At 38.9% G+C, this 23,677-nt stretch carries 20 protein-coding genes and 1 riboswitch; of the genes, 9 read left to right on the forward strand and 11 right to left on the reverse strand.

The window, feature by feature from the left end; all coding sequences use genetic code 11:
- The coding region (locus tag M3600_RS22105; protein WP_164849711.1) for an IS3 family transposase at nt 1–88 on the forward strand (88 nt) is incomplete at its 5' end.
- A 71-nt stretch (nt 89–159) separates the two neighbouring features.
- Here the strand turns inward: M3600_RS22105 and M3600_RS22110 are convergent.
- On the reverse strand, nt 160–447 hold the full coding sequence (locus M3600_RS22110) for a YxcD family protein (protein WP_233316060.1): 288 nt from the start codon (nt 445–447) through the stop codon (nt 160–162).
- On the reverse strand, nt 435–875 hold the full coding sequence (locus M3600_RS22115) for a hypothetical protein (protein WP_237942359.1): 441 nt from the start codon (nt 873–875) through the stop codon (nt 435–437). Before M3600_RS22115 ends, M3600_RS22110 begins: the two co-directional genes overlap by 13 nt.
- Before the next feature lie 513 nt (nt 876–1,388).
- On the opposite strand from M3600_RS22115, the gene M3600_RS22120 reads away from it, so the two are divergent.
- On the forward strand, nt 1,389–2,828 hold the full coding sequence (locus tag M3600_RS22120; protein ID WP_237942120.1) for an NAD(P)-binding domain-containing protein: 1,440 nt from the start codon (nt 1,389–1,391) through the stop codon (nt 2,826–2,828).
- A 37-nt stretch (nt 2,829–2,865) separates the two neighbouring features.
- Here M3600_RS22120 and M3600_RS22125 read toward each other — a convergent pair whose 3' ends face one another.
- The 3 genes from M3600_RS22125 to M3600_RS22135 form a co-directional block, all read right to left on the reverse strand.
- Nucleotides 2,866–5,343: a DEAD/DEAH box helicase gene (locus M3600_RS22125; RefSeq protein WP_251647643.1), complete on the reverse strand. Its 2,478-nt coding sequence runs from the start codon at nt 5,341–5,343 to the stop codon at nt 2,866–2,868.
- A 94-nt stretch (nt 5,344–5,437) separates the two neighbouring features.
- Entirely contained in the window at nt 5,438–5,881 is a 444-nt protein-coding gene (locus M3600_RS22130; protein ID WP_251647644.1) for a VOC family protein, read from the reverse strand.
- A gap of 117 nt (nt 5,882–5,998) precedes the next feature.
- On the reverse strand, nt 5,999–6,964 hold the full coding sequence (locus tag M3600_RS22135) for an iron-hydroxamate ABC transporter substrate-binding protein (protein ID WP_233316064.1): 966 nt from the start codon (nt 6,962–6,964) through the stop codon (nt 5,999–6,001).
- 213 nt (nt 6,965–7,177) lie between these two features.
- Between M3600_RS22135 and M3600_RS22140 the strand changes: the two genes are divergently transcribed.
- The 3 genes from M3600_RS22140 to M3600_RS22150 all read left to right on the forward strand — a co-directional run bounded on the left by M3600_RS22140 (nt 7,178) and on the right by M3600_RS22150 (nt 9,990).
- A complete protein-coding gene (locus M3600_RS22140) occupies nt 7,178–8,209 on the forward strand; it encodes a FecCD family ABC transporter permease (RefSeq protein ID WP_233316065.1) in 1,032 nt (343 codons plus the stop codon).
- Nucleotides 8,209–9,216 carry a FecCD family ABC transporter permease gene (locus tag M3600_RS22145; RefSeq protein WP_233316066.1) on the forward strand — a complete coding sequence of 336 codons (1,008 nt, stop codon included), beginning with the start codon at nt 8,209–8,211 and terminating at the stop codon, nt 9,214–9,216. The genes M3600_RS22140 and M3600_RS22145 overlap by 1 nt, the downstream gene beginning before the upstream one ends.
- A gap of 510 nt (nt 9,217–9,726) precedes the next feature.
- Entirely contained in the window at nt 9,727–9,990 is a 264-nt protein-coding gene (locus tag M3600_RS22150; protein WP_251647645.1) for a hypothetical protein, read from the forward strand.
- Nucleotides 9,991–10,099: 109 nt separating this feature from the next.
- Here M3600_RS22150 and M3600_RS22155 read toward each other — a convergent pair whose 3' ends face one another.
- Together M3600_RS22155 and M3600_RS22160 are read right to left on the reverse strand one after the other, a co-directional pair.
- Complete coding sequence (locus M3600_RS22155) at nt 10,100–11,707, reverse strand: glycosyltransferase family 2 protein (protein ID WP_251647646.1); 1,608 nt, start codon at nt 11,705–11,707, stop codon at nt 10,100–10,102.
- 182 nt (nt 11,708–11,889) lie between these two features.
- Nucleotides 11,890–12,564 (reverse strand): DUF975 family protein, encoded by a 675-nt coding sequence (locus M3600_RS22160; protein ID WP_251647647.1) that lies wholly within the window; start codon nt 12,562–12,564, stop codon nt 11,890–11,892.
- A 283-nt stretch (nt 12,565–12,847) separates the two neighbouring features.
- Here M3600_RS22160 and guaC point away from each other — a divergent pair, with 283 nt between their 5' ends.
- From guaC to M3600_RS22175, 3 genes are all read left to right on the forward strand, one after another.
- Complete coding sequence (gene guaC, locus M3600_RS22165) at nt 12,848–13,831, forward strand: GMP reductase (RefSeq protein ID WP_251647648.1); 984 nt, start codon at nt 12,848–12,850, stop codon at nt 13,829–13,831.
- 240 nt (nt 13,832–14,071) lie between these two features.
- Nucleotides 14,072–16,744 (forward strand): DUF4084 domain-containing protein, encoded by a 2,673-nt coding sequence (locus M3600_RS22170; RefSeq protein WP_251647649.1) that lies wholly within the window; start codon nt 14,072–14,074, stop codon nt 16,742–16,744.
- 236 nt (nt 16,745–16,980) lie between these two features.
- Nucleotides 16,981–17,883, forward strand: coding sequence for a Gfo/Idh/MocA family protein (locus tag M3600_RS22175; protein WP_251647650.1), 903 nt, complete (start codon nt 16,981–16,983; stop codon nt 17,881–17,883).
- Between the two features lie 31 nt (nt 17,884–17,914).
- Here M3600_RS22175 and M3600_RS22180 read toward each other — a convergent pair whose 3' ends face one another.
- A complete protein-coding gene (locus M3600_RS22180) occupies nt 17,915–18,910 on the reverse strand; it encodes a DUF3231 family protein (RefSeq protein WP_233316071.1) in 996 nt (331 codons plus the stop codon).
- A gap of 232 nt (nt 18,911–19,142) precedes the next feature.
- Between M3600_RS22180 and acsA the strand changes: the two genes are divergently transcribed.
- Nucleotides 19,143–20,852: an acetate--CoA ligase gene (gene acsA, locus M3600_RS22185; RefSeq protein WP_251647651.1), complete on the forward strand. Its 1,710-nt coding sequence runs from the start codon at nt 19,143–19,145 to the stop codon at nt 20,850–20,852.
- Nucleotides 20,853–20,898: 46 nt separating this feature from the next.
- Here acsA and M3600_RS22190 read toward each other — a convergent pair whose 3' ends face one another.
- The 3 genes from M3600_RS22190 to M3600_RS22200 form a co-directional block, all read right to left on the reverse strand.
- Complete coding sequence (locus M3600_RS22190; RefSeq protein WP_233316073.1) at nt 20,899–21,639, reverse strand: amino acid ABC transporter ATP-binding protein; 741 nt, start codon at nt 21,637–21,639, stop codon at nt 20,899–20,901.
- Nucleotides 21,640–21,655: 16 nt separating this feature from the next.
- Nucleotides 21,656–22,402, reverse strand: coding sequence for an amino acid ABC transporter permease (locus tag M3600_RS22195; RefSeq protein ID WP_233316074.1), 747 nt, complete (start codon nt 22,400–22,402; stop codon nt 21,656–21,658).
- A gap of 64 nt (nt 22,403–22,466) precedes the next feature.
- Nucleotides 22,467–23,300 (reverse strand): transporter substrate-binding domain-containing protein, encoded by an 834-nt coding sequence (locus tag M3600_RS22200; protein ID WP_233316075.1) that lies wholly within the window; start codon nt 23,298–23,300, stop codon nt 22,467–22,469.
- A gap of 104 nt (nt 23,301–23,404) precedes the next feature.
- Nucleotides 23,405–23,589, reverse strand: a riboswitch (Lysine riboswitch).
- Nucleotides 23,590–23,677 lie beyond the last annotated feature (88 nt).

Below are 23,677 nucleotides of genomic sequence, written 5' to 3' on the forward strand. Positions count from 1 at the left end.
GATTTATTACAATTACTATAGATATCAGTGGAACTTAAAAAAGATGACCCCTGTTCAATACAGAGATCATCTTCTTAAAACTGCCTAGGCTTTTTTTAAATGTCCTTTACAAAGGGTACACTTTAAATTTCCTTAACGGCTTTTTACTATTTTTTTTGCTTATCGCGTTACAGCAATGATTCCTTGCTCGTCATCCAGCACTAATTTAATTCCGATATAAGGATCAATATTTAAATACTCATCCATCCATAGGCGCAATGCTTCAATGATATTTTGAGCAATCAGCACTTGCTTTCGGTCATGAACATAGGATTCAGCAGAAAAGCCGTAATCATCATCGTACATAAGCTCCACTTCTACTTCATCCGGACGGACTTGCTTCTTTCTTGAAATATAAACGCAAATTGCATTTATAATATCCTGCTCTGGAATGATTAGTTTCTCCAATTATTAGCTTCCTCTCTTTTTTTCTTTTTGAAATAAACAAAGATTTTTCTGATGACGCTAATTAGAATTACGATAGCCAAAACATTAATGATTAGACCTAAAATAGACCCAAGTACACCCATATTGGCAAAAAGGCCGCCAAACAGCAATCCTGCAAGTCCACCAATCATTAAGCCTCTCATCAAGCCGCCTGAAAAGAATCCTCTGTTGTTTGATTTAGAAGTTGTTGTTGTTGAATTATTGTTCTGCTTCTTTTGAAAGAAGGAGTTCGTATTTGTGTTTGTATTGCTGTTATTATTGTTAAAGCTTCGTTTTCCAGATTTATAAGATTTCGCTTCAACCGTTGTTGTCTGTTCATGGAACACTGCATTTCCGATAGGTGAAAAGATAAGTCCAAGTGTTAATACTGCTGTTAAGAGTTTCTTCATCATTATTTGTTTCCTCCACTTTTCTATTTTTTTTGTTATGACTCGCAATATATACAGTGATTATCTACCGCTTATATTACTATTCCCCCTTTTTTTAAAAACAAAAAACCTTTACCGGATTGGTAAAGGTTTGAAAATAGTCATATTTATCCCTTTACCGTTAATGGCAAAGGTCTCGCAAACAACATTCAAGTTGCCAGTTTGGCCGGTGGCATGTAAATTGCCACGTATTGACGACGTAACTGTTAGCTACTCCCCTTTGGAGTATTCAAATGTTCATGAGCTATTAGCTCTATGATGATTCTATTTTACTAAAAAGATAGGCTACAGTCAACACTTTCGGTAGTAAAGCGAAATAACTAAAAAAAGAGTGAAAATTTAGATATTTTATCCATACAATAAACATACAAAAATGATACCATTATTTCATAACGCAACTATGTAATAAAACCTAACATGAAATTATATTATTTACTATATTTACATGAAAAAGTAAGGAAGGGATGAGGATACATGAGCTTAGAGGCACTAAATGAACGAGTAAAAACGGATTTATCTTATATAAATTTTGGCGGACCAGATTGGATGAAGCCCCGTTCTCATAAGAATGGTCATGTTTATGACACAGTCATCATCGGCGGTGGACAATCAGGATTAGGAATTGCATTTGGTCTGCTGCGGGAACGGATCAGTAATATTCTCGTCCTAGACGAAAACCCTGAAGGCTATGAAGGTCCTTGGGATACGTACGCAAGAATGATTACATTGCGCACACCGAAAAATTTAACATCCATTGACCTTGGCATCCCTTCCTTAACCTTCCGGGCATGGTGGGAGGCTCAGGCAGGAGTGGAGGGCTGGGAACAGCTTGATAAAATCCCTCGGGGAGATTGGATGGATTATTTACGCTGGTATCGCAGAATCTTAAATCTACCTGTTATTAATGACACAAAGCTCCAACTCATTGAACCGCTTGGTGAGGGATTGCATTGCCTCCATGTTTGCAAACAAGGGAATGTTCAGGAAAAGCTGTTGGCGCGAAAAGTCATCCTTGCAACTGGAATTCAAGGCGGCGGTGAGTGGCATGTACCTTCCTTCTTATCAGAATCTTTGCCAAAAAGTCTTTATGCCCATACTTCTGAGTCCATTGATTTTACTGAACTAAAAGGGAAAAAGCTGGCTGTATTAGGAGGAGGAGCATCTGCTTTTGATAATGCCAATTACGCGCTCCAGAAAGGTGCCGGCGAGGTACATGTATTTGTCCGCAGAAAAGAGCTGCCTCGCATTAATCCAATCCGGCAAATGGAAGTTTCAGGGATGATTGAGCGTTACCCTGCCTTTTCCGACGCAGAGAAATATGCAGGAATGGCACATTTCTTTAAGCTCAACCAGCCGCCTACAAATGACATCTTCGAGCGGGCTAGCAATTGGCCAGGATTTCATCTTCATTTAGGGTCCCCGTGGCTTGAAGTTAAAGAGGAGCAAGGTGCAGCTGTTGTAACTACACCTCAAAGTAAGGCGAAGTTTGATTTCCTTATTATCAGCACTGGCCTGATAACTGATCCAGCGCTTCGCCCTGAGCTTAAATTAGTGGAAAAGCATATTACACGCTGGAAAGATTATTACCAAGCACCTAAAGATATTGCTAACCCGACTATTGATGCCCATCCATATTTAAGTAATGGTTTCTCCTTCATAAGTAAGGATAAAGCTGGAGAAGCGCTCCTTTACGGTTTGTTTGCCTTTAATTATTCGGCGCTTATCAGCTGTGGTTTGTCTGCTTCTGCCCTGTCCGGCATGCGCTACGGAATCCCAAGAATCGTTTCGGCTGTAGCAGATGAGCTGTTTCTTGATGATCGAAAGCAAAAGCTACATGATTTTCTCTCCTATGATGTAGAGGAGTTTGCAGGGGTTTGGCCTAAAAAAGAATCAGCAGCATCTACATTAAATTAAAAAGGAAGCCAAAGGCAAATTTGCCTTTGGCTGTTTTTTATCTGATGAAAAAGCACTCATTGCATATTTTATGTTTAAACCGGTGCGGCAGTTCTTTCCCGCAAGTTTCACATACATTTCTGCGTATTTTAACGCCAGATTTTAATTGTTCATGAATCAAATCACTTATTTCTTCACGAACTCTTTCCCAATAATAGGCTTCTGTCGCTTTGCCTATCTTATATAAAAAGAGAAGATGCAGGCCAACAGATTTGTATGAAAGTTCAAGTTCTTCTAAGCTTGATTTATTTATAATAGGATCAGGCAAATCGTTGTTTTCCACTATGGAAATCATTTTGCTTTTCCACTGTGCCCGCAAAACAGGCTCATTCGCAGAGAATGGAAGACGCAAAAACCCGAATAGATCATCTAAGGACAGCCTCGCCTCAACCAATGTGTCCTTAATCATATCATATAAGAGCATTTCATCAGCTAATGTTGCTTTTCTTGTACCTTCTGGATTTTTGAAGTTCTCCCATAGATAAAAAAACAAGCTTAAGCTGTTAGAATATTTTTGGAACCTCTTCAAAACAGCAGAAGTCGGCGCAATTGTGAAGCCAGTGATATCCTCATCCTTTTTCTCAAGCAGCACCTTCATCATTCTCGGCTCACTTGCGAATGCTACTCTGCCCACTTCATACAAACCTCTGCGTCCTGCTCTCCCTGCAATTTGTTTTACCTCTTGGGATGTGAGTATCCTTCGTTTAGTTCCATCGAATTTATCATTTTCCAGGAAAACAATCCGTTTGATCGGTAAGTTCAACCCCATTCCAATCGCATCCGTACAAACAATAACAGATGTTTCTCCATCAATAAATCGGTGCATCTGTTTTTTTCTCGTTTCTGGCGGCATACTGCCGTATATCATGCTCGTCTGCCGTCCCATCTTTTGAATTTGTGAAGCAGTCTCTAAAACGCCTCTTCTTGAAAAGCAGACAAGTGCATCACCTTTTCTCGTGTCGCTCAGCTTAAATGGCGAGGACTCTACCTTCAATGGGGTATCTCTTTCATATTCCTTCACTTCCACATCCGAATCTCCAAGCAAATCCAAAATCATCGTTTTTGCATGAAAGCTGCAAATAATATGTACTTCCTTTGCATTTGCTTTCGTGATTGCCTTATACCATGAGAAACCTCTGTCTTTGTCAGCAATCATCTGGGCTTCATCAATGACCACTACTTCATAAAAGTCCTTTTCACGAAACATCTCGACGGTACAGGAAAGATGCTTTCCTTCCTTCGCAAGTTTTTCTTCCTCTCCAGTTATTAACGAACAAGGGACGCCATCGTCATTCAGCCTTTCATATATTTCCAATGCTAATAAGCGTAATGGCGCAAGATACAGACCGCTTGCTGCTTCCTTCATTTTTTGGATAGCACGAAAGGTTTTTCCCGTATTTGTCTCACCCACATGGAGTTTATACTGAATATCCCGGCCAGTCGGAGGACTATATTCCATTCCAAAAATATCTTCAAGCATCTTTTTTTCTTTTTCTTTGCGCTTTCTTTTTTCTTCGCGCTCTTCCCGTTCGCGCCGCTCTCTCCACTCCTTATCTTTTATATAAATATCCCTATGGATTTCTAAATCAAAAGGAATATCAATCAGCTTCGTTAAATCTGCCAGCCTTTCTTCAAGAAGATCGGCGAAGAAGTCTGAAGCAATATCTTCAAATAATTCACTGGCTATTTCCCGTAAATAGGAAAGCGGAACTGGTTTCTCCGAGTACTTAAGATACTCGTCAAGCAGATGTTTAGGAAGATGCTGTTTCAGCCAATTTGGTCCAAAATCACCTAAATAAGCAATGATCATGTCCTCATAAGCCGCTGTTCTGTCCTCTACAAAATAAAACTGGTTATATGGCATGTCTAGTTCATTGTATAAATAATCTTCAAACATAATATCATCTGAAGACAGAATAATGCCATTCCCTTCTATTTCCACTTCTAAGTGACAGCCAATCAAGTAGCGAACATATAAATACAATTCCTCATAATGCTCTCCAAGCTCCTGTTCTATATAATAGGCAAATTTCCTGTTCAGCTTGCGGTTTTTTTCCTGTATTTCTTGCGTTGTTTTCCATTCAAGATATTTTTCCCGTACACTCGTATAAAGGGCTTCCCATTCCAGTTCCTTTCCTGCGTACAGCGTATCCAGCCATTCTTCAAACTTATAGGTTTTCGGTTCTCTTATTTCCTGTCTGAATAATTGCTTGATTACTTTCTTCGTTAAGCCCTCCGTCTCTATTCCCTTTTCCTCTAAATACTCTTTCTTTTCTCTGCCGGATGCCTCACTTCCAGTCATGTTAATCCACGTGTTAAGCCATATTTGGTGGATTAACTCTCCTCTTTCCCGCAAATATTGCTCATAGGAAGGCATTTTCTCTTTATCCTGCAGATATCTCTCTATATCCTCAATAATCAGCTTCTTTGTTTTCTCTACTGATTTGTCGTAATATCCTTCTAGTAGTTCACTCATTTAAACAACCTCTTCACATAAGTCTTTCCATTAGTCTCTTTCATTTAGGAAAATCAATTCAAAAAAGACCATTTTAATGGTCTTTCCCTTCCTCTTAGTTAATGACAAGCATATCCGATTCATCAAACTCCCAGTCTGACCCATATGCAACTTCCCAATAATAACCGTCCAAGTCCTTGAAATACCCGCTGTAGCCTCCCCAAGTTGTTGCTTGTGGCATTTTTGCTATTTCGGCACCAAGCTCAGCAAGCTTTGTGAAAATAGCATCCACTTCTTCAACAGATTTTGCATTATAAGCAAGCGTAAATCCGGGAAATCCTCCAGTCTCTACTATTGATGGCGGATTTTCTTCATTAATATCTTTAGCAAGCAGCTCAAGAGGATACAGCTCTAATTTAGAGCCTTGGTTTTTAAAAAACACAATGACTGGTTCTTCATCTGAACCGACGACAGATGCTTGAAACCCTATTGATTTATAGAATGCCAGTGAGTCTGCAATTTTTCTTACACCAAGTGCGATTAAATTGATTCTGTTCATATGTTTCCTCCTGTCATTTTTTCCTTGCTATATTATTTCGCTATGTCAGCAACATATCCCTTTGTTTACATCTCTTAAAAAAAGCACACTCCTGAAAAAGGAATGTGCCAATTTGGGTTATTTCGTTAAGCTTTCCACAACATCGTCAATAATTTGTGTGTTAGCAATAGAGCCCGAGTATAACCAGCTAGTATCAGGACTAAACTCGTAAACATTTCCGTTCTTCACTGCTGGGATATTAGACCATAGCGGATCTTTCAACGTTTCAGCAGCTTCGCCGTCACTGTTAATTAGGAATAAGTGATCAGCATCAAGCTCAGCAAGCTTTTCAAGTGAAACCGAAGACCAGTTGCCAGTTGCTGTTTTAGAAATTTCTTTAACTACTTCCGGTACTGCTAAACCTAAGTCACCGTACAATACTGCACCGCTTGATACATTTTCACCAACCATAAACAGCTGTCCGCCCACAAGCCAGATTGCTGCTGCTGATTCGCCTTTGGCAGCCTCTTGAATGCTTGCTTTTGCTTCTTCTGCTTTTTTATCATAATCAGCTAAAACCTTTTTAGCTTCGTCTTCTTTACCTAGCACTTCTCCAACTGTTTCCAGTCTTTTTCTCCAATCATTGTTGTTTTCTTCAGAAACAACATATGTTGGCGCAATATTTGTATATTGCTCGTATTTAGCACCTTCTACAGTAGCAGCTGATGTCATCAGCAGCAAATCTGGATTGAAGCTAGCAACAGCTTCGTAAGGAAGCTCTGAGTCAACTGTCGGCACATCCTTCAAGGAGTCTTGCAGATAATCCTGTACGCCTGCTCCATCTTGGATAGACCATTGTGCTGCAGGTGTTACACCTAGTGCAACAAGCTCATCTTCTAAATAAGAGCCAATTACTGCTTTTGGTTCAGCCGGAACAGTCACTTCATGTCCCATAGCATCTGTTAATGTGCGGTCTTTTGCTTCTTCCGCAGTATCTGTTCCTGTATCTTTATCTGAATCGCTTTCATTACCGCATGCAGCTAATATAGTAAATACTAATAATAAACTAGCAAACAAAAGCGATTTAACCATTTTATTGGACATCTATGTACCCTCCTGAGTGTTTATACAATCATTATAAGTGATAACAATTATCATTTTCAATAGACTATGTATTTTTTTATCATTTTCTAGTAAAATTTATTAAAGAAAACGACAAATTTTTTAACAGTCAATTGAAGATTATTATTATTTTGCACTAATTACATATTTTTATAAAAAGGAATTATGAAATCTGGTCGGAAAGTTGGTCCTTTTATGCAAAAAAATAAAACGGGTGTACAAAAAGATATTTACAGACCAAAAACAGCAACAGCTGTCATCTTTTTCGGTCTCGCCCTCTTGCTGGCATCGATGGGCTTATCCATCATATATGGTGCAGCTGATATCAGTATATCAACAGTGTGGCAAAGTATTTTCCATTATGACCCTCAGTCTACTCAGCATCAAATTATTCATCGTCTCCGCTGGCCGAGGGCGGTTGCGGCTGCTTTAATCGGAGCAGCTTTGGCAGTTTCCGGAGCTATTATGCAAGGGATGACAAGAAATGCCCTTGCCTCCCCTTCCGTTATGGGAGTTACAGCTGGAGCAGGCTTTATGATTGCAATTAGTTTTGCCTTTCTGCCATCCGCTTCAAATCTAGTACTTATGCTGCTTGCATTTTTAGGTGCAGGCTTAGGCACATTGTTAGTTTTTTCAATAGGCGCTTTATCCAAAAGAGGACTTACTCCAATTAAACTGGCGCTTGCTGGCTCAGCAGTAACAGCGCTTCTCAGTTCCATCTCAACAGGTATTGCCCTGTTCTTTGATATTGCCAAGGATATAAGCTTCTGGTATGCAGGCGGAGTTGCCGGTGTTCAGTGGATAAGCATTAAGCTGCTTCTTCCTGCTGTCATTGTCGGTCTGGTTATTGCCCTGTTTATCAGCAGGTCAATTACTGTTTTAAGCCTAGGCGAAGATGTTGCCGCAGGTCTCGGGCAGCGGACAGGTTTAGTCAAGTTTCTTGGCACTATCGCCGTATTAGTTTTAACTGGTGCTGCAGTTGCAGTCGGCGGAACAATCGGTTTTGTCGGTCTCGTGATACCGCATATTGTCCGCTTTATAGTTGGTCCTGATTACCGGTTAATCATTCCATGCTCGGCAGTAGTCGGCGCCCTTCTTTTAGTTATATCCGATGTTGGTGCGCGCGTCATAAACCCGCCGTTTGAAACGCCGTTAGGAGCCATCACCGTATTAATTGGGGTTCCATTCTTTCTTTATTTAGCTCGCCGTGAAGGGAGGGGGTTATAATGTCTCAGACAAAATGGACCACAAAGCGCTTTACTGTTACAGTTATAAGCTTAATTGCTGCGATTATTGTTGTTTTCCTTCTGAGCTTAAACTTGGGCATTATAAAAATATCGCCATCTGAGGTGCTGCAAGCCTTTTTAGGACAAGGCTCACCGCAAAGTGCGAACATTTTGTTCAACTTTAGACTGCCGCGAATGGTTATAGCCATTTTGATAGGTATAGGCATGGCTATTGCTGGATCTATCCTGCAAAGCGTCTCACGTAATGCCCTTGCAGACCCAGGTATCATTGGCATCAATGCCGGTGCTGGTTTTGCGGTTATTCTCTATATTTTCTTCTTCCAAGGATCTTTTGGCACTGCATCTGTTTTTATTATGCCTTTTTCTGCTTTGCTTGGGGCATTGCTTGCTGCTGGTCTTATCTATATGATTGCTTGGAAGGATGGCGTTTCGCCGGTAAGACTTGTGCTTGTTGGAATTGGTATTAATTCTGCATTTGGCGCGTTAATTATTATCTTCCAATTAATGATGGACCCTCGGGACTTCACACAAGCAACTATTTGGATTACAGGAAGCATCTGGAGCGCAAGCTGGGATTATGTCTTTGCAGTGCTTCCTTGGATTTGCCTGTTTGTACCTTTAGCTCTGTATAAGTCCCATAAGCTGAATTTATTACAGCTTGGTGAAAACACTGCTGCAGGGCTTGGAGTAGCAATTGAACGTGAAAGAGGCATCCTTCTCTTTATTTCAGTAGCTCTTGCAGGAGCTTGCGTATCTGTCGGCGGAGGAATCTCTTTTCTAGGCTTGATTGCCCCTCACTTGGCAAGACGAATAATCGGTCCTAGACATCAGACACTCCTCCCTGTTGCCGCATTAATAGGTGCCTTATTGCTTTTGACTGCTGACACAATTGGCAAAAACTTAATGGCACCGACTGAAATACCAGTAGGTCTTGTTGTCTCCTGCCTTGGCGCACCGTATTTTATTTACCTTCTTATAAAAGATTAAATCAAAAAAGGAAAAGGCATTCATTAAACTGGTACCTGTAGGTTAGGACTCTTGAAAAAGAGAGTGTTTTATCTACAGGTATTTTTTTTATATACTTAAATTTCAAGTTATGGGGATTAGGAGAGACAATATGAGTAAGATTACGTTTTCAGCTAAAGAAATCACAGTACTTGAATCCAAATGTTCAACGTGTTAGTGAACAGGCTATTACCTATACTGACTTCTTTAAAATAGATTTATGGATGAGTATCTAGCCGGTAAATTTCCGCGCCAAATTTTTAGGAGAACGGTTTCGATATAGAGGTTATAGGACAAAAGATAATGGAACAATCAGCTTATAGGTGAAAGAAGGCCTATGAAAAGAATGGGATAATTGGACTGACAGACACAAGGAAAACGAGTTATGGTAGACCATTAACTCGGGAGCTAACAACATCTGAAATTATCGTAAGGCAGGAAGCAAGAATTAAGCTTATCAAAGGGCAGGTAGAGCTATTAAAAAAGCTAGAATTGACCGAAAGAGGGCTACTAAACACAAAAGAAAATTTAGAACCGAGTAAAGTATATCAGCTGATTGATGAAACCATTGAAAAGAATCATTTTAAAGGAATGACCAGGTATTTTTGTGATCAACTAGATGTATCCCATTCGGGATATTATAGGTACCTAAAGGCATTCACTAGCCGAGAAGCAAGAAAAAAAACGGACTTAGAAGCAAAAGAAGTTATATTAAAAACCTTTAATCGTCGTGGATATAAAAAAGATGACTCCTAATCAGTATAGGAATCATCTTCTAGTTGCTTAATCTCTTTTTTATAGTGTCATTGACAATGGGTACCAGTTTACACCGCATTGCCCTTTTTTATAACCTAAAAAAGCACCATCAAGCTTTCATCATTCGCTTAATTTTATTAATAACCCGCTGTTTTCTGGTTAAAGGCTTCGTTTTCTTTTTAGCTAAAACTTGTAGCTCGAATGACAAATTTCCATGCTTTGTATTGTAGGTTGTAACCTGAAATGCACAGTTCTTCTTTCTTGTCGAATTAAATTTACTTTTATGGTGATTAGGAATTTCACCTAAAATACGAGCAAATGCAGTGTAGTTCTCAATTCTGCTTACAAGATGCATATCCACTATTCCTTTTTCCGCTTCAAGCCACTCTAAAAGTTCTACTGGTATAACAACATGGAACATAGAAACAATCTCTGCTTCCATTATTTTAGAATTGACTGGTATTGGACTATCTGCACGGTATAACCCTTTATGAACTGCCAGAGATGTTGCACGTTCACTATCCCTGTCGCTAAGCCTGATAAACAGCTGTTCCGCTGATGCATCAACATGAGAATGATAATGATAACCTTCAAGAAGCAGCCCTTCTTGAACCTTGCGAATACGTGTTACAGCAGCTGTCAGCTTATTAGAGCGATGAAATGATAGTGATTCAGCTTTAGCCAATTCATATGCTTTTTCAGCTTTAGGATAAATAAGACCATGGAAAACCAACATATTTCCTGGATGACGTTCTGCATACCAAAAGTTAATCAAGTCCTCCAAATCACCTTGTTCTATAATCCGTAAAAGTAGCTTTTCCCTTGTGTTAAAATTAGCATAAATTTCAAGAAAATTATGCTTTTTAATTAATACTTTCAGAGATTCAAAAATGAACCTCTTGTCTTCCATCTGGAAGGATCGTACTATAGTAGTTCGAAGTTCAATGTTAAGAACACGCGTGAGATACTGATAGTATGTACGCAGTTTTTTCTCCTGTGGTAGGTTTAAACTTTCAATTGCAGCAAGTGTCTCTTCGAACTGATACATATAAACTCGGCCTGTGACTGGTTTTTTTGTTAGCTGCTCTCTTCCTACAGTAAGGTTGTTAGTCAAATAATAACATGGATAATCCTTAACAATGGATATGGAATTTGAATAGGCATAGGCCTGAATAATAAATGGCTGATCCTCACCCAATGAATAATGTTCCGGAAAACGAATATTATGCTCACGAAGCAACTTGACCCGGAACAATTTCTGTACACTAACTGTATAAAGTGCATTTGAACCATAAAAATTAAAATTGTCTTCGTTTTTAAATATAGCCTGAGGAACTCCTCTATTAACACCTACATATTTTCCGACTACTATATCGCTGTCATATTGAAGAATCCTTTTTTCCATCCGCTCTAAAGCCTCTGCTCCTAAGTAGTCATCTCCATCTACAAAAAATATATAATCACCTGTAGCAAGCTCGATGGCCTTATTGCGCGGACCACTTGGTGAACCGCTGTTTTCTTGGTGAATTATACGGATGAAGCTGTACATATCACTGTATTCCTTCAGTATCTCTGGACTCTGATCTGTTGAACCATCATTCACACAAATAATTTCTAATTTATCTTTGCTGATTGTTTGATTAATAATACTATCTAAACAAATTCTAATGGTATTTTCATCATTATATACAGGTATTGCTATAGTAAATTTCATCATTACCTCCGATATTTCATAGTACTTCTATATATTACAACTATTTTGCATAATATGTAATATTTTAATACACAAAATTACTATTACCAGAGGAATGAACCTTCTTTGTATTAATTTTACAAAGCGAGTAATTCTATAAAGGCATTTGTGTAACTATAGGTTATTCATGTTCAATAAATAGGATCTCATTTCTTATCCATAAAATTATGCTTATTTTTATCTGAAATATGATTGTCGTAAAATACTGCAAGCGTTGTGCTGATATATGGTGCAAGCCACAGAAAACCAATGCCAAGTGTTAGGATAGACAGCAATCCCCAGCCAATAAAACTTAAATATAGAAGGAAATACTTCCACTTAAAGCCGACCATTCGTTTACGGCTTTCTGTTATTGCTTCAAATACGGAATACTCCGGATGATCCTTTAGTAAATAGTATGTTTGGGAATAAGACAATGATTTGATAATACCAGGTATGAATAATAGCAAAAACCAAAGAAATAAGAATATGCTCTGCATAATGGATGTACCAATTATTTTCAAGCCTAACCCAAGGTCTTTATATGGAAGGAATATATCTGCTACTTTAGGCAGTTTTCCTCGCACTAAGTCCAAAAAGTACCAAAGTACGGCAATTGATAACGGAACGAGCAGCACCGAGATGAGAGTGCTCACAATAGTTGCTCCTAATGGCGTTGTATCCTGCAGCACCCAAGCCTCAAACCCGCCGCTTAATGGCACCTCAAAAACTAAAGGAACAAAAGCGCTAATAACAAAAACAATAAAAGTTACCAGTACTGCTGGTCCCCAATTCCCTCTTAGAGCATGTAAAGCTTCTTTTTTAATAGTTCCTATTTTCATGTATTTATCTCCTCCTAAAAGACAAAGTGCAGCAATATTTTACATTATTGTATATAAATTTCCCGGGAAATTTACACCCTTCGTCAATTTATGACAAAGGCAAACTACAATCATTTAGGTGTACCCCCATACATTGTATTCAAAAGAAACCAAGCTAGAACAAATTATCAGCTACATAATTATCAAAAAACTTTGACATACTGTTAAAAATGAGTTAAAGTACCATAGGGACGAACAATTTTAATTAAACATACTAAAATATTCGTATTTAGGAGTGTAAACTATGGATAACGTATTTGATTACGAAGATATACAGTTAATTCCCGCAAAATGTATCGTGGATAGCCGTTCAGAATGTGATACATCTGTAACATTGGGTGGACATACTTTTAGATTGCCAGTTGTTCCTGCAAATATGCAGACAATAATAGATGAAAAGGTTGCTGAATATTTAGCGGAAAATGGATATTTCTATATTATGCACCGCTTCCAGCCTGAAACTAGAAAGGCATTTATCCAGGATATGCAACAAAAAGGATATATTGCATCAATTAGTGTAGGAGTTAAAGAAGAGGAATATGAGTTTGTTGAAGAACTTGCTTCCGAGAACCTAGTTCCTGAATTTATAACAATAGATATTGCTCATGGTCATTCTAATGCTGTAATCAGAATGATTAAGCATATTAAACAGCATTTGCCTGCAAGCTTTGTTATTGCTGGTAATGTTGGTACACCAGAAGCTGTCAGAGAGCTGGAGAATGCAGGAGCTGATGCAACTAAGGTTGGTATCGGACCTGGTAAAGTATGTATTACAAAAATTAAAACAGGCTTTGGAACTGGCGGCTGGCAACTAGCAGCACTTCGCTGGTGTGCAAAGGCTGCGAGCAAACCAATTATCGCTGACGGCGGTATCCGCACACATGGGGATATTGCGAAATCCGTTCGATTTGGTGCTTCCATGGTCATGATTGGTTCCCTTTTTGCTGGTCATGAGGAATCTCCTGGAGAAACGTTTGAAAAAGACGGAAAGCTTTTCAAAGAGTATTTTGGATCTGCTTCTGAATTCCAAAAAGGCGAAAAGAAAAACGTTGAAGGCAAAAAAATGTATGTAGAGCATAAAGGTTCCCTGCAGGATACATTAATTGAAATGGAGCAAGACTTGCAGTCTTCTATTTCTTATGCTGGCGGAAAGAAACTGGATGCCATCCGCAATGTTGATTATGTTATTGTAAAAAACTCCATCTTTAACGGAGACAAAGTTTATTAATTAAGAGAGCAAGCTGTCGTTAAGACGCTTGCTCTTTTAATTTACAAAAGTTTCACATGAAACATTCCTCGCCGCTTTTTGACAGGCATTAGCATCCTTCTCCCCCTTGCACATCACAACACTGCCAATTATTACAATCACCTAAAATTTAGTATGCAACGCCAAGGAAATCTTATAAGATGAAGAAAGGAAAAGCTACTTATCAGTATTGCTTTCACAAGTTTATCAAGGAGTTACATTATGGAAAGACAAAATACAATTCCTTTATTAAGTTTTACTTTTACTCTGCTTATTACTGTTATCTATTATATCTGGTTGTATTTATTTCAGGAAAATCAATCTGTACTGACATGGGGAGCAAACATTCTCTGTGTGTTAGGCAGCTGTGCCGCATCCTTATGGCTTTTACATGCTGCCAAAAGAAGCGAACAGCCTGTAAAAACGTTTTGGTATTTGCTGTTCATCGGAAATATGAGCTATATGCTTTCAGAGGTTTCTTGGTTTTTCCAAGAAAACATTCTTAAGCAGGAAATTCCATTTCCAAGCTTTTTGGATGTTCTTTATTTTATACAGGTTCTTGCCTTCTTTGGCGCATTTTTATATCATCTATCACTAGTCAAAAGAAAATTGCAGGTTGCCCGGTTTTTATTTGATGTTGCTATTTTAATGACTGTTGCATTTACTTTCAGCTGGCATTTTATCATTAGCCCTATTATTAATTCAGCACAAATGTCACATTTTGCTTTAGCAATAACACTAGCATACCCGATCGGTGATTTAGCTGTTTTAGCTGGAGTCATTCTCGTACTGTTCGGTCCAAAGTCGTTTCTTTCCGGTCAGAGCATTTTTTTTATTTTGACAGGATTAATAATTTATATTTTGGCAGACAGCTGGTATTTCTATTTACAATATCATGATAGCTATCAATCTGGGGATTTTGTTGATCCATTATTCTTGTTAGGTACACTGCTTGTCGGATTTACTGGCAATTTATATAGAAATGCTCCGCAGAAAAAGATAGAAGTACGAAAAAGTAATTTCATGCAGCGGGATGTTCTTCGCACAGCCATGCCATATGTTAATGTCATCATCTTGTTTATTTTTATGATTACAAATTCAGAAGGCATGGACGCATTAACAATTGGGACAAGCGTTTCCATTCTGCTTGTTCTATTAAGACAAATCCTGATTATCACGGAAAACAGACGGCTTGTTAACAGCCTTTATGAACAAACAGAAAAGGCTGAATTAAATAAACAGCATTATCAATCTCTTTTTGATTACCATCCAGATGCTGCCTTTTCTATGGACTTAGATGGAAACTTTGTGAGCGTGAATAATGCTGGGACAAGAATGCTTGGAATGGCAAATGAAAATATTAAAGGCTTGGCTAGCACAACATTCTTAATGTCGAAGGAAGACGAAATTCTAAAACATTATGAAAAGGTGCGAAAAGGCATTCCTCAAGTTTATGAAGTTGCCATCAATAGCCAATATGGTCATGGTTATTACAGCATCACTAATATTCCCATTGTCGTAAAAAATAAGATTGTCGGTATCTTTGGCATCGGCAGAGATATTACTGCATTCAAAAAAAACGAGGCAAAAATTCAGTTTCTTGCTTTTCATGATCCATTGACAGGCTTGGCAAATAGAGCAAGATTTGAGTCCTATCTCCTTGAGGCAATCGAAAAAGCACAGGAAAGGAAGGAACAGCTTGCAGTCATATTTGTCGACTTAGATAAGTTCAAGAGCATCAATGATACTTTAGGGCATGATATTGGCGATAAACTCTTACTCTCTGTAGCAAGCAGAATTAAGAACAGTCTTCCCCTGGCAGATCTGGCAGCTAGACAAGGCGGCGATGAATTTACTATTGTCCTAAAAGAAACAACTAAAGAGAGTGCAGAGCAATACGTTAAGGAGCTGCTAAAATCATTAAAGCTCCCTCATGATATCAACGGCCACCAGCTCATAAGTACACCAAGCATTGGGGTCGCCCTCTACCCTGATCATGGCACGACTTCTGTTGAATTAATGAAAAAAGCAGACACAGCAATGTATCAAGTAAAAGAGAACGGCAAAGGCTGTTATTTATTTTATTCTGATGCAGCAAAAGCTTATACGAGAAAACTGTTATTAGAAAAGGATATGCCTTATGCTTTAGAGAACAAGGAGTTTTTCCTTCATTATCAACCATTAATGGATTTATCTGCAGGAAAAATTACTGGCACAGAGGCGCTCATCCGCTGGAAGCACCCACAGCTTGGTCTGTTGCTGCCAGGTGAATTTATCCCAATCGCTGAAGAGTCAGGCTTTATCCACAAACTCGGTGCATGGGTGTTAATGGAGGCTTGCAAACAAGCAAAAAAATGGCATGATAAAGGCTACTATTTAAAAATGGGAGTTAACCTTTCTCCGAAACAATTTTATCAGGAAAATCTTTTGACCGATGTAGAACAAGCATTAGCTATCTCTAAATTAGATTCCTCCTTTTTAGATTTAGAGATCACAGAACAAACTGCTATTAATAATTTACAAGCAGTTCTACCTAAACTACATGCATTAAAAGCATTAGGTGTAACTATCTCTATTGATGATTTTGGGACAGGCTATTCCTCCCTTTCCTATCTAGCTGAGTTTCCAATTAATACAGTGAAAATTGCAAAAGAGTTCATAAATAAGCTCGAGGAAAATAAATCTAAGGAAACCATTATCTCTTCCATTGTTGATCTTGCACAAAACTTAAACTTAGATGTACTTGCAGAAGGTGTAGAAGAAGTAAATCAAGCATTGCTTCTGAAATCAATTAATTGCCATGCAATGCAAGGCTATCTTTTCGGAAGACCTTGTGGAAGCAGTGAAATGGAAGATTTGCTAAACAGGCAGCCTGATTTATCTATAAGTGACTGATTCACCAGAGGACTGGGAATTAAGTATGTAAAGCGAATGGCTGGAGCGCAATGAAACGAACTAATTTTAAAGCCATATTCTATTTAGTCACAAGCTTCATTTTTTAAATTTAGCTGTAATTTTATTATTCGTATTTCGATAGGCTATATTTTATTTTGTCTCAAGCCTTTTTTGTTATAGTTCTATTTGTTTTATACTTAAAAGCAAAGTAACTAATTACTTGGAGGACGATGAAGATGAGGGTTGGAGTAATTGGATTAGGTGATATTGCTAAGAAGGCTTATCTGCCTGTTCTGACAGAACGAGAAAATATAGAATTAGTACTCTGCACTAGGAATGAAGCTGTACTCCAAAAGCTTGCTGAAAAATATCGAATTCAGGATAGAGTGCAAACAGTTGAGGAGCTGCTATTAAAAAACATAGAAGCTGCTTTTATCTCCACAATAACAGAGGCTCATTTCCAAACAGCCGAACTATTGCTTCAGCACGGAATCCATGTGTATATAGACAAACCAGTGTCTTTACATCTGCATGAAACAGAGAGAATAGTCGAGCTTGCACATAAATATGGACTAATTGCCATGGTCGGCTTTAATCGCCGATTTATTCCTATGGTGGCAAGCTTAAAGGAAAAAGGCAAAGCTAATTTAATATTAATGCAAAAAAACCGCTTTGCATTGCCCGATATCCCAAGAAAAGTGGTGGTAGAAGACTTCATCCATGTTGTTGATACCTTGCGCTTTTTAATGGATGAAGAAGTCATTGCAGTTAATGTCGAGAGCTCTAAGACTGATGAAACCCTCAACCAGCTCATCGTTCAGCTTATCGGCAAAAACTGCATTGCCATCGGAATCATGAATCGAAATGGTGGAGTAACAGAGGAAATAATCGAGTATCATACTGGTCTTCACAAATATGTTGTTAGCAGTCTTGTTGAAACCGTTCATTATCATCATAAACAAATGAATGTGACGAAATTTGGCGATTGGGAGCCTACATTATTTAAACGGGGTTTTTACCAAATTACCGATCATTTTCTTGACTGTGTAGCAAATGAACAGATACCTGATCCGTCGATAGAGGATTCTCTTATAACACATCTTATTTGCGAGCAAATTGTTCAACGCATTAATAATTAAAAGCAGACAGCTGCCAGCTGTCTGCTTTTAATTATTTTGTTTTTATTTTACTTGTTTGCGGCGGCTCTTCCATCCAGCCATATTTAATCATAAGCTTTGCACCTTCATGGGCATATTCAAATACATCCTTCATGACAATTGAAAACTTGACAGGCAGGTCATTTCTTAAGCTAAAGGCAGTTCCAAGTGAATTCCCACCTAAGGAAAAACTGCAAAATAAGCTGATACAATACATCATAATTTTATCTGAAAAAGGCGCTACCGTAGATGTTGTCACATTCCCTCCTGAAAGCCCAGGAAGCTGGGTGTCATTCTTTAAGATAATATCTCCCAGGCTTGTGGCAATTTCCTTGGCAAGCTCCCCTCCTTTAGCAAAGTACTGACTAGTCTCTTTTTCCTTCGCGCACTGGGAAAAACCGTTGATTACCTGCATTCCAATCAAGTTTGTTTCAACTGCATGGTACATATGGGAAATTTCCACTGTATTTAACGATCTTTTTTCATTAAACAAATTGCTTCCACTTAAATAACTCTTTTCATTTACAAATTCGACCCCTTCTTCGACAGCTACATATGGGGCGCGCGGAAGCAGACCTTTTTCAAGCAAGTAAGATGTGCACCGGTCATAGTACTTTTGTGTTATTATCGTCATCTCTCTAAACAGCTGCATGATGTCACTCCGATAAGCCATCGTCAGATTGAGTGTATGCATGCCCATGCTGATTTCTTTTATGAGTCTGATAAACATAATGTCGAACCCATTATCGAACAGCTTTGGGGCTTCAGGGTTCACATCTTCACTGTTAAACCCTACCGGTACAGGCAGCTTTTCTTTTTCGTAAATTTTTCTTATTTTTTCACAATACGGTTTTGTTTCCTTATATAAATCAGTCATTATATCTTTTGCCTTTGGATCCTCTGCTTTATTAATGAGATATTCCAGCATACTGATAATCATTGTTTTTTGTTGATATGTCATCCAAAGTACGCCAATTTCTGATGACGTAATCGAAGGGTTATTTTGCATTTCCATTCCTCCATTATTTAGTTTCCGCCTGCTGTACTCATTCTTAATTACTATCATTGTTTGCTGTTGAGCTAAAAAAATACATAAACTAGTTAATTTGGCTATTGAATCATTTTGATACTTTTTTATAAAATAGTCATAATAAAGCGTTTTCATCATTAAAATTGTGTATATGGTTTTAAACAGCATTTCCGAGTAAGTCCAAGACTTGAGAGGAAGGATGATTTATCCTATGAAAATGGAAGCGTTTCCACCTGTTGAAGGCAATTATAATCTTGAAAACTATGATGTGATGTATGAACAATTTCAATGGCAACAAGCAGAAGAGCATTTTTCATGGCATACAACAGGAAAAGTCAACTTGGCTTATGAAGCGGTCGACCGACACGCAGAAGGTTCAAAGAAGGATAAACCAGCCCTTTGCTACCTCAGCAGCACACGAAATGAGACATACACATTTGGCGACTTAAAGCAGCTGACCAATAAGGCTGGCAATGTTTTAAGAGATAAAGCAAATGTAAAAAAGGGTGACCGTGTTTTCATCTTTATGCCCCGCTCACCAGAGCTTTATTTCGCCTTATTAGGAGCAATTAAAATCGGTGCAATTGTCGGCCCTTTATTTGAGGCATTCATGGAAGATGCAGTTAAAGACCGCCTTTATGACAGCTCTGCGAAAGTCCTCATCACAACCCCAGAGTTAATTGAAAGGGTGCCTGTCAAAGACCTTCCTGCCTTAGAAACGATTTTTCTCGTTGGAGAAAATTTGGAGGAGCAGAATAATTATCTTGATTACCAAAAGTATTTCCAGGAAGCATCAGATCAACTTGATATTGAGTGGGTGGACCGCGAGGATGGCTTAATACTTCACTACACTTCTGGTTCGACAGGTAAACCTAAAGGTATATTGCATGTCCATAATGCAATGATTCAGCACTATCAGACAGCAAAATGGGTGTTAGATTTACAGGAGGATGATATCTACTGGTGCACAGCTGACCCGGGCTGGGTAACAGGTACATCATATGGTATTTTTGGTCCTTGGCTAACTGGGACAACAAATATTGTGGTTGGCGGCCGCTTCAGTCCTGAGGGCTGGTATAAAACCATTGAAACTTTTGGTGTAACAGTTTGGTACAGTGCACCTACTTCCTTTCGCATGCTGATGGCTGCAGGTGAACCTAGCCATGATCTTTCCTCCTTAAGGCATGTCTTAAGCGTGGGAGAACCATTAAATCCAGAAGTAATCCGCTGGGGGGCAACAGCCTTCAAGCAAAGAATTCATGATACTTGGTGGATGACGGAAACTGGAGCACAGCTTATATGTAATTACCCATGCCTAGAAATAAAGCTAGGGTCAATGGGGAAGCCGCTTCCTGGCATAGAAGCAGCTATTCTTGATGATGAAGGCAACATCCTCCCTCCAAATCAGATGGGCAACTTGGCAATAAAAAAGGGATGGCCTTCCCTTATGCACACAGTTTGGAACAACCAGGAAAAGTACGACAGCTATTTCCCTGTCTCCGATTGGTATATCTCAGGCGACAGTGCTTACGTAGATGAAGATGGCTACTACTGGTTCCAAGGTCGTGTGGATGATGTCATCATGACTGCTGGAGAAAGGGTCGGGCCATTTGAAGTTGAAAGCAAGCTGATTGAATATCCTGCTGTCGCTGAAGCGGGTGTTATCGGTAAGCCTGACCCTATTAGAGGAGAAATCATTAAAGCCTTTGTTGCCCTTGCCGATGGATATACAGAGTCAGATCAGCTAAAAGAGGAAATACGGCAGTTTGTAAAAACCGGTTTAGCAGCACATGCAGCACCAAGAGAGATTGAATTTTGCCAAAAGATTCCTAAAACAAGAAGCGGCAAAATAATGCGCCGCGTCTTGAAAGCTTGGGAGCTTGGTTTGCCTACTGGTGATTTATCAACATTGGATGATTAATAAAAAGCACCCCAATTGTCTGCAATTGGGGTGCGATTTTTGATTCTTAGGCTTCTTTTAATGTGCGCTTCAAGAATTCCTTTGTGCGCTCTTGAGTTGGGTTCAGGAAGATTTGCTCAGGAGTTCCCTGCTCTGCAATAACCCCTTTGTCCATAAATACGATACGGTCAGATACCTCTCTTGCAAACTCCATCTCATGTGTTACGATCAGCATTGTAAGTCCTGACTCAGCAAGCTCCTTCATTACTTTCAATACTTCTCCAACCATTTCTGGGTCAAGCGCTGAAGTAGGTTCATCAAAAAGCAGAACATCTGGCTCCATTGACAACGCTCTAGCAATAGCAACACGCTGTTTCTGTCCGCCTGACAGCTGTTTTGGTTTGGCATTTATATAGCGATCCATACCAACGACCTTCAAATACTTCATCGCTATCTTCTCTGCTTCCGCCTTTGAACGCTTCAACACCTTGATTTGACCTACCACACAATTGCTTAAAACATTATGGTTATTAAAGAGATTGAATTGCTGGAACACCATTCCTAATCTTCTTCGATAAGCAAATATATCATGTTTATCATCAAGGATATTCTCTCCATTAAAGATGATTTGACCACCGCTTGGCTTTTCTAAAATGTTGATACAGCGAAGAAGGGTCGATTTTCCGGAACCTGAAGAGCCAATAATGCTGACAACTTCTCCTTTGTTTACTGAGAAGTCAATGTCCTTTAACACTTCATGGCTGCCAAAGGCTTTGCTTAAATGCTGAATATCTATGACTTTTTCCATTGTCTCTCCTCCTTCTTTATTGCTTCATTCCTGGCTGTGCATCCAATTCCTCGCCAAGCATTTTGTAGTTATCTGGTCCTTCTAATTTTCTTTCGAAGTAAAGCAATATTCTCGTAACAATAAATGTCATCACAAAGTAGATGATACATGCTACAAAGAATGATTCAAAATATCTAAAGTTATTGCCTGCAACAGATTTTGTCATGAAAAACAGTTCGGAAACGGAAATAACGTTTAGTACAGACGTATCTTTAATATTAATGACGAACTGGTTACCTGTTGCCGGCAGGATGTTGCGGACTACTTGCGGCAAGACAACATTCATCATTGTTTGGAAATGATTCATGCCGACTGCTTGAGCTGCCTCAAACTGTCCCTTCTCAACAGACACGATTCCACCGCGGACGATTTCTGCCATATATGCTCCCGTATTAATGGATACAACAATTACCGCTGCAAACATTACATTCATATCGATGTTGAAAGCTAATGCAGAACCATAGTAAATGACCATTGCTTGTACAATCATAGGCGTTCCGCGGAAAATCTCAATATATATAGAAAGTATGATATTAATAACTTTTAGAATAAATTTTTTAAAGCCGCGCTCCGGCACAGGTATTGTGCGGACAATTCCAGCGACTAAACCGATAACTGCCCCAATAATTGTACCTATTAATGCGATGTAAAGCGTCATGCCTGCACCGCGAAGAAACATTGGCCAGTTTTCGGAAATAATTTTTACTATCCATTCAAAACTCATCGTTTTCCTCCATTATTCATCATAAAACCGACTGCACAAAAAGACAGCCGGTCTTATGTTATCATTATTTTGCTGCAGGTTGGTTTACAATTGCATCATCCATGATTTTCGTACGGTCTTCTTCTGAGATGCCTTTTAATATTTCATTGATTTTATCTTTAAGATCACTGTCTTTTTTAAGCCCTACAGCAATGGCTGTATCATCTTCTGATGTTTCAAAGCCATCTTTAAATTCAACCATTGCAAAGTTATCATTTGCATTGGAAGCACTAACTGCCTCTGGACGCTCTGATACATATCCATCAATTACACCTGACTCAAGAGCAACACGCATTGACGGGAAGTTATCCATTGCCGTCTGTTTAGAAACACCTTTAATTTGGTCAATAACAGAGTAATGGAAAGTATTCAGCTGTGCTGTCACTTTGGCGCCTTTAAAGTCTTGGATAGATGTTGCGCCATCATATTTACCACCTTTTTTAACAACCATCACCAAGTTGGACTTGTAATAGTTATCTGTAAAGTCAATTGTTTGTTTACGCTCTTCGGTAGGAGACATACCTGCAATAATTGCATCAATTTTACCTGAAGTAAGTGCTGGAACAAGTCCATCCCACTCCGTTTTGACAATTACTAGTTTTTTGCCTAAACCATCAGCGATTTTTTTCGCAACTTCTACATCATAGCCGCCCGCATATTCTGAAGTGCCGTCTATTTTGACTGCTCCGTTGGAATCATCGTTTTGTGTCCAGTTGAATGGTGCATAGCCTGCTTCTAGTCCTACTTTAAATGTATCTGCATCATCCCCGGATCCGGACCCATTGCTTGTCCCGCACCCAGCTAAGAGAATAATAGCTGAAAGCAACAATAAAAATAAAAATGGTGCTTTTTTCTTCATTTGTTTTCCCTCCACATGGTCTGTTAGGCGCCTAAACAAAAAGCGACCTGAGATACACTCAGGTCGCAATATTATAGTTGCCCTAAAGTCCTCTCTTTGTTTCCAATTGAGATAGCACAACTCAATAAACTGGGAGTTTATTGAGACAGTCCTGCAGCTATTAACTGCAGACCCAGCAAGCAATACCTGAGATCTATTGCTCACTTCGGCGATATTTCCTTCTCTTTAGCATCATTGCATTCTCAAGCTCCGCTTAAAGACTGTTAAATATCGCGCCTCTACCTCACTGAAAAAAAGTGAGGTCTAATTCATTCAGTTATATCTTTTAGGCTACATGATGCTGCTAAATCTGTCAACCTCGTTTTCCCGTGAATATA

The organism is Niallia sp. MER 6 (assembly GCF_023714395.1).
In the GTDB taxonomy this organism is placed as follows: Bacteria; Bacillota; Bacilli; order Bacillales; family Cytobacillaceae; genus Niallia.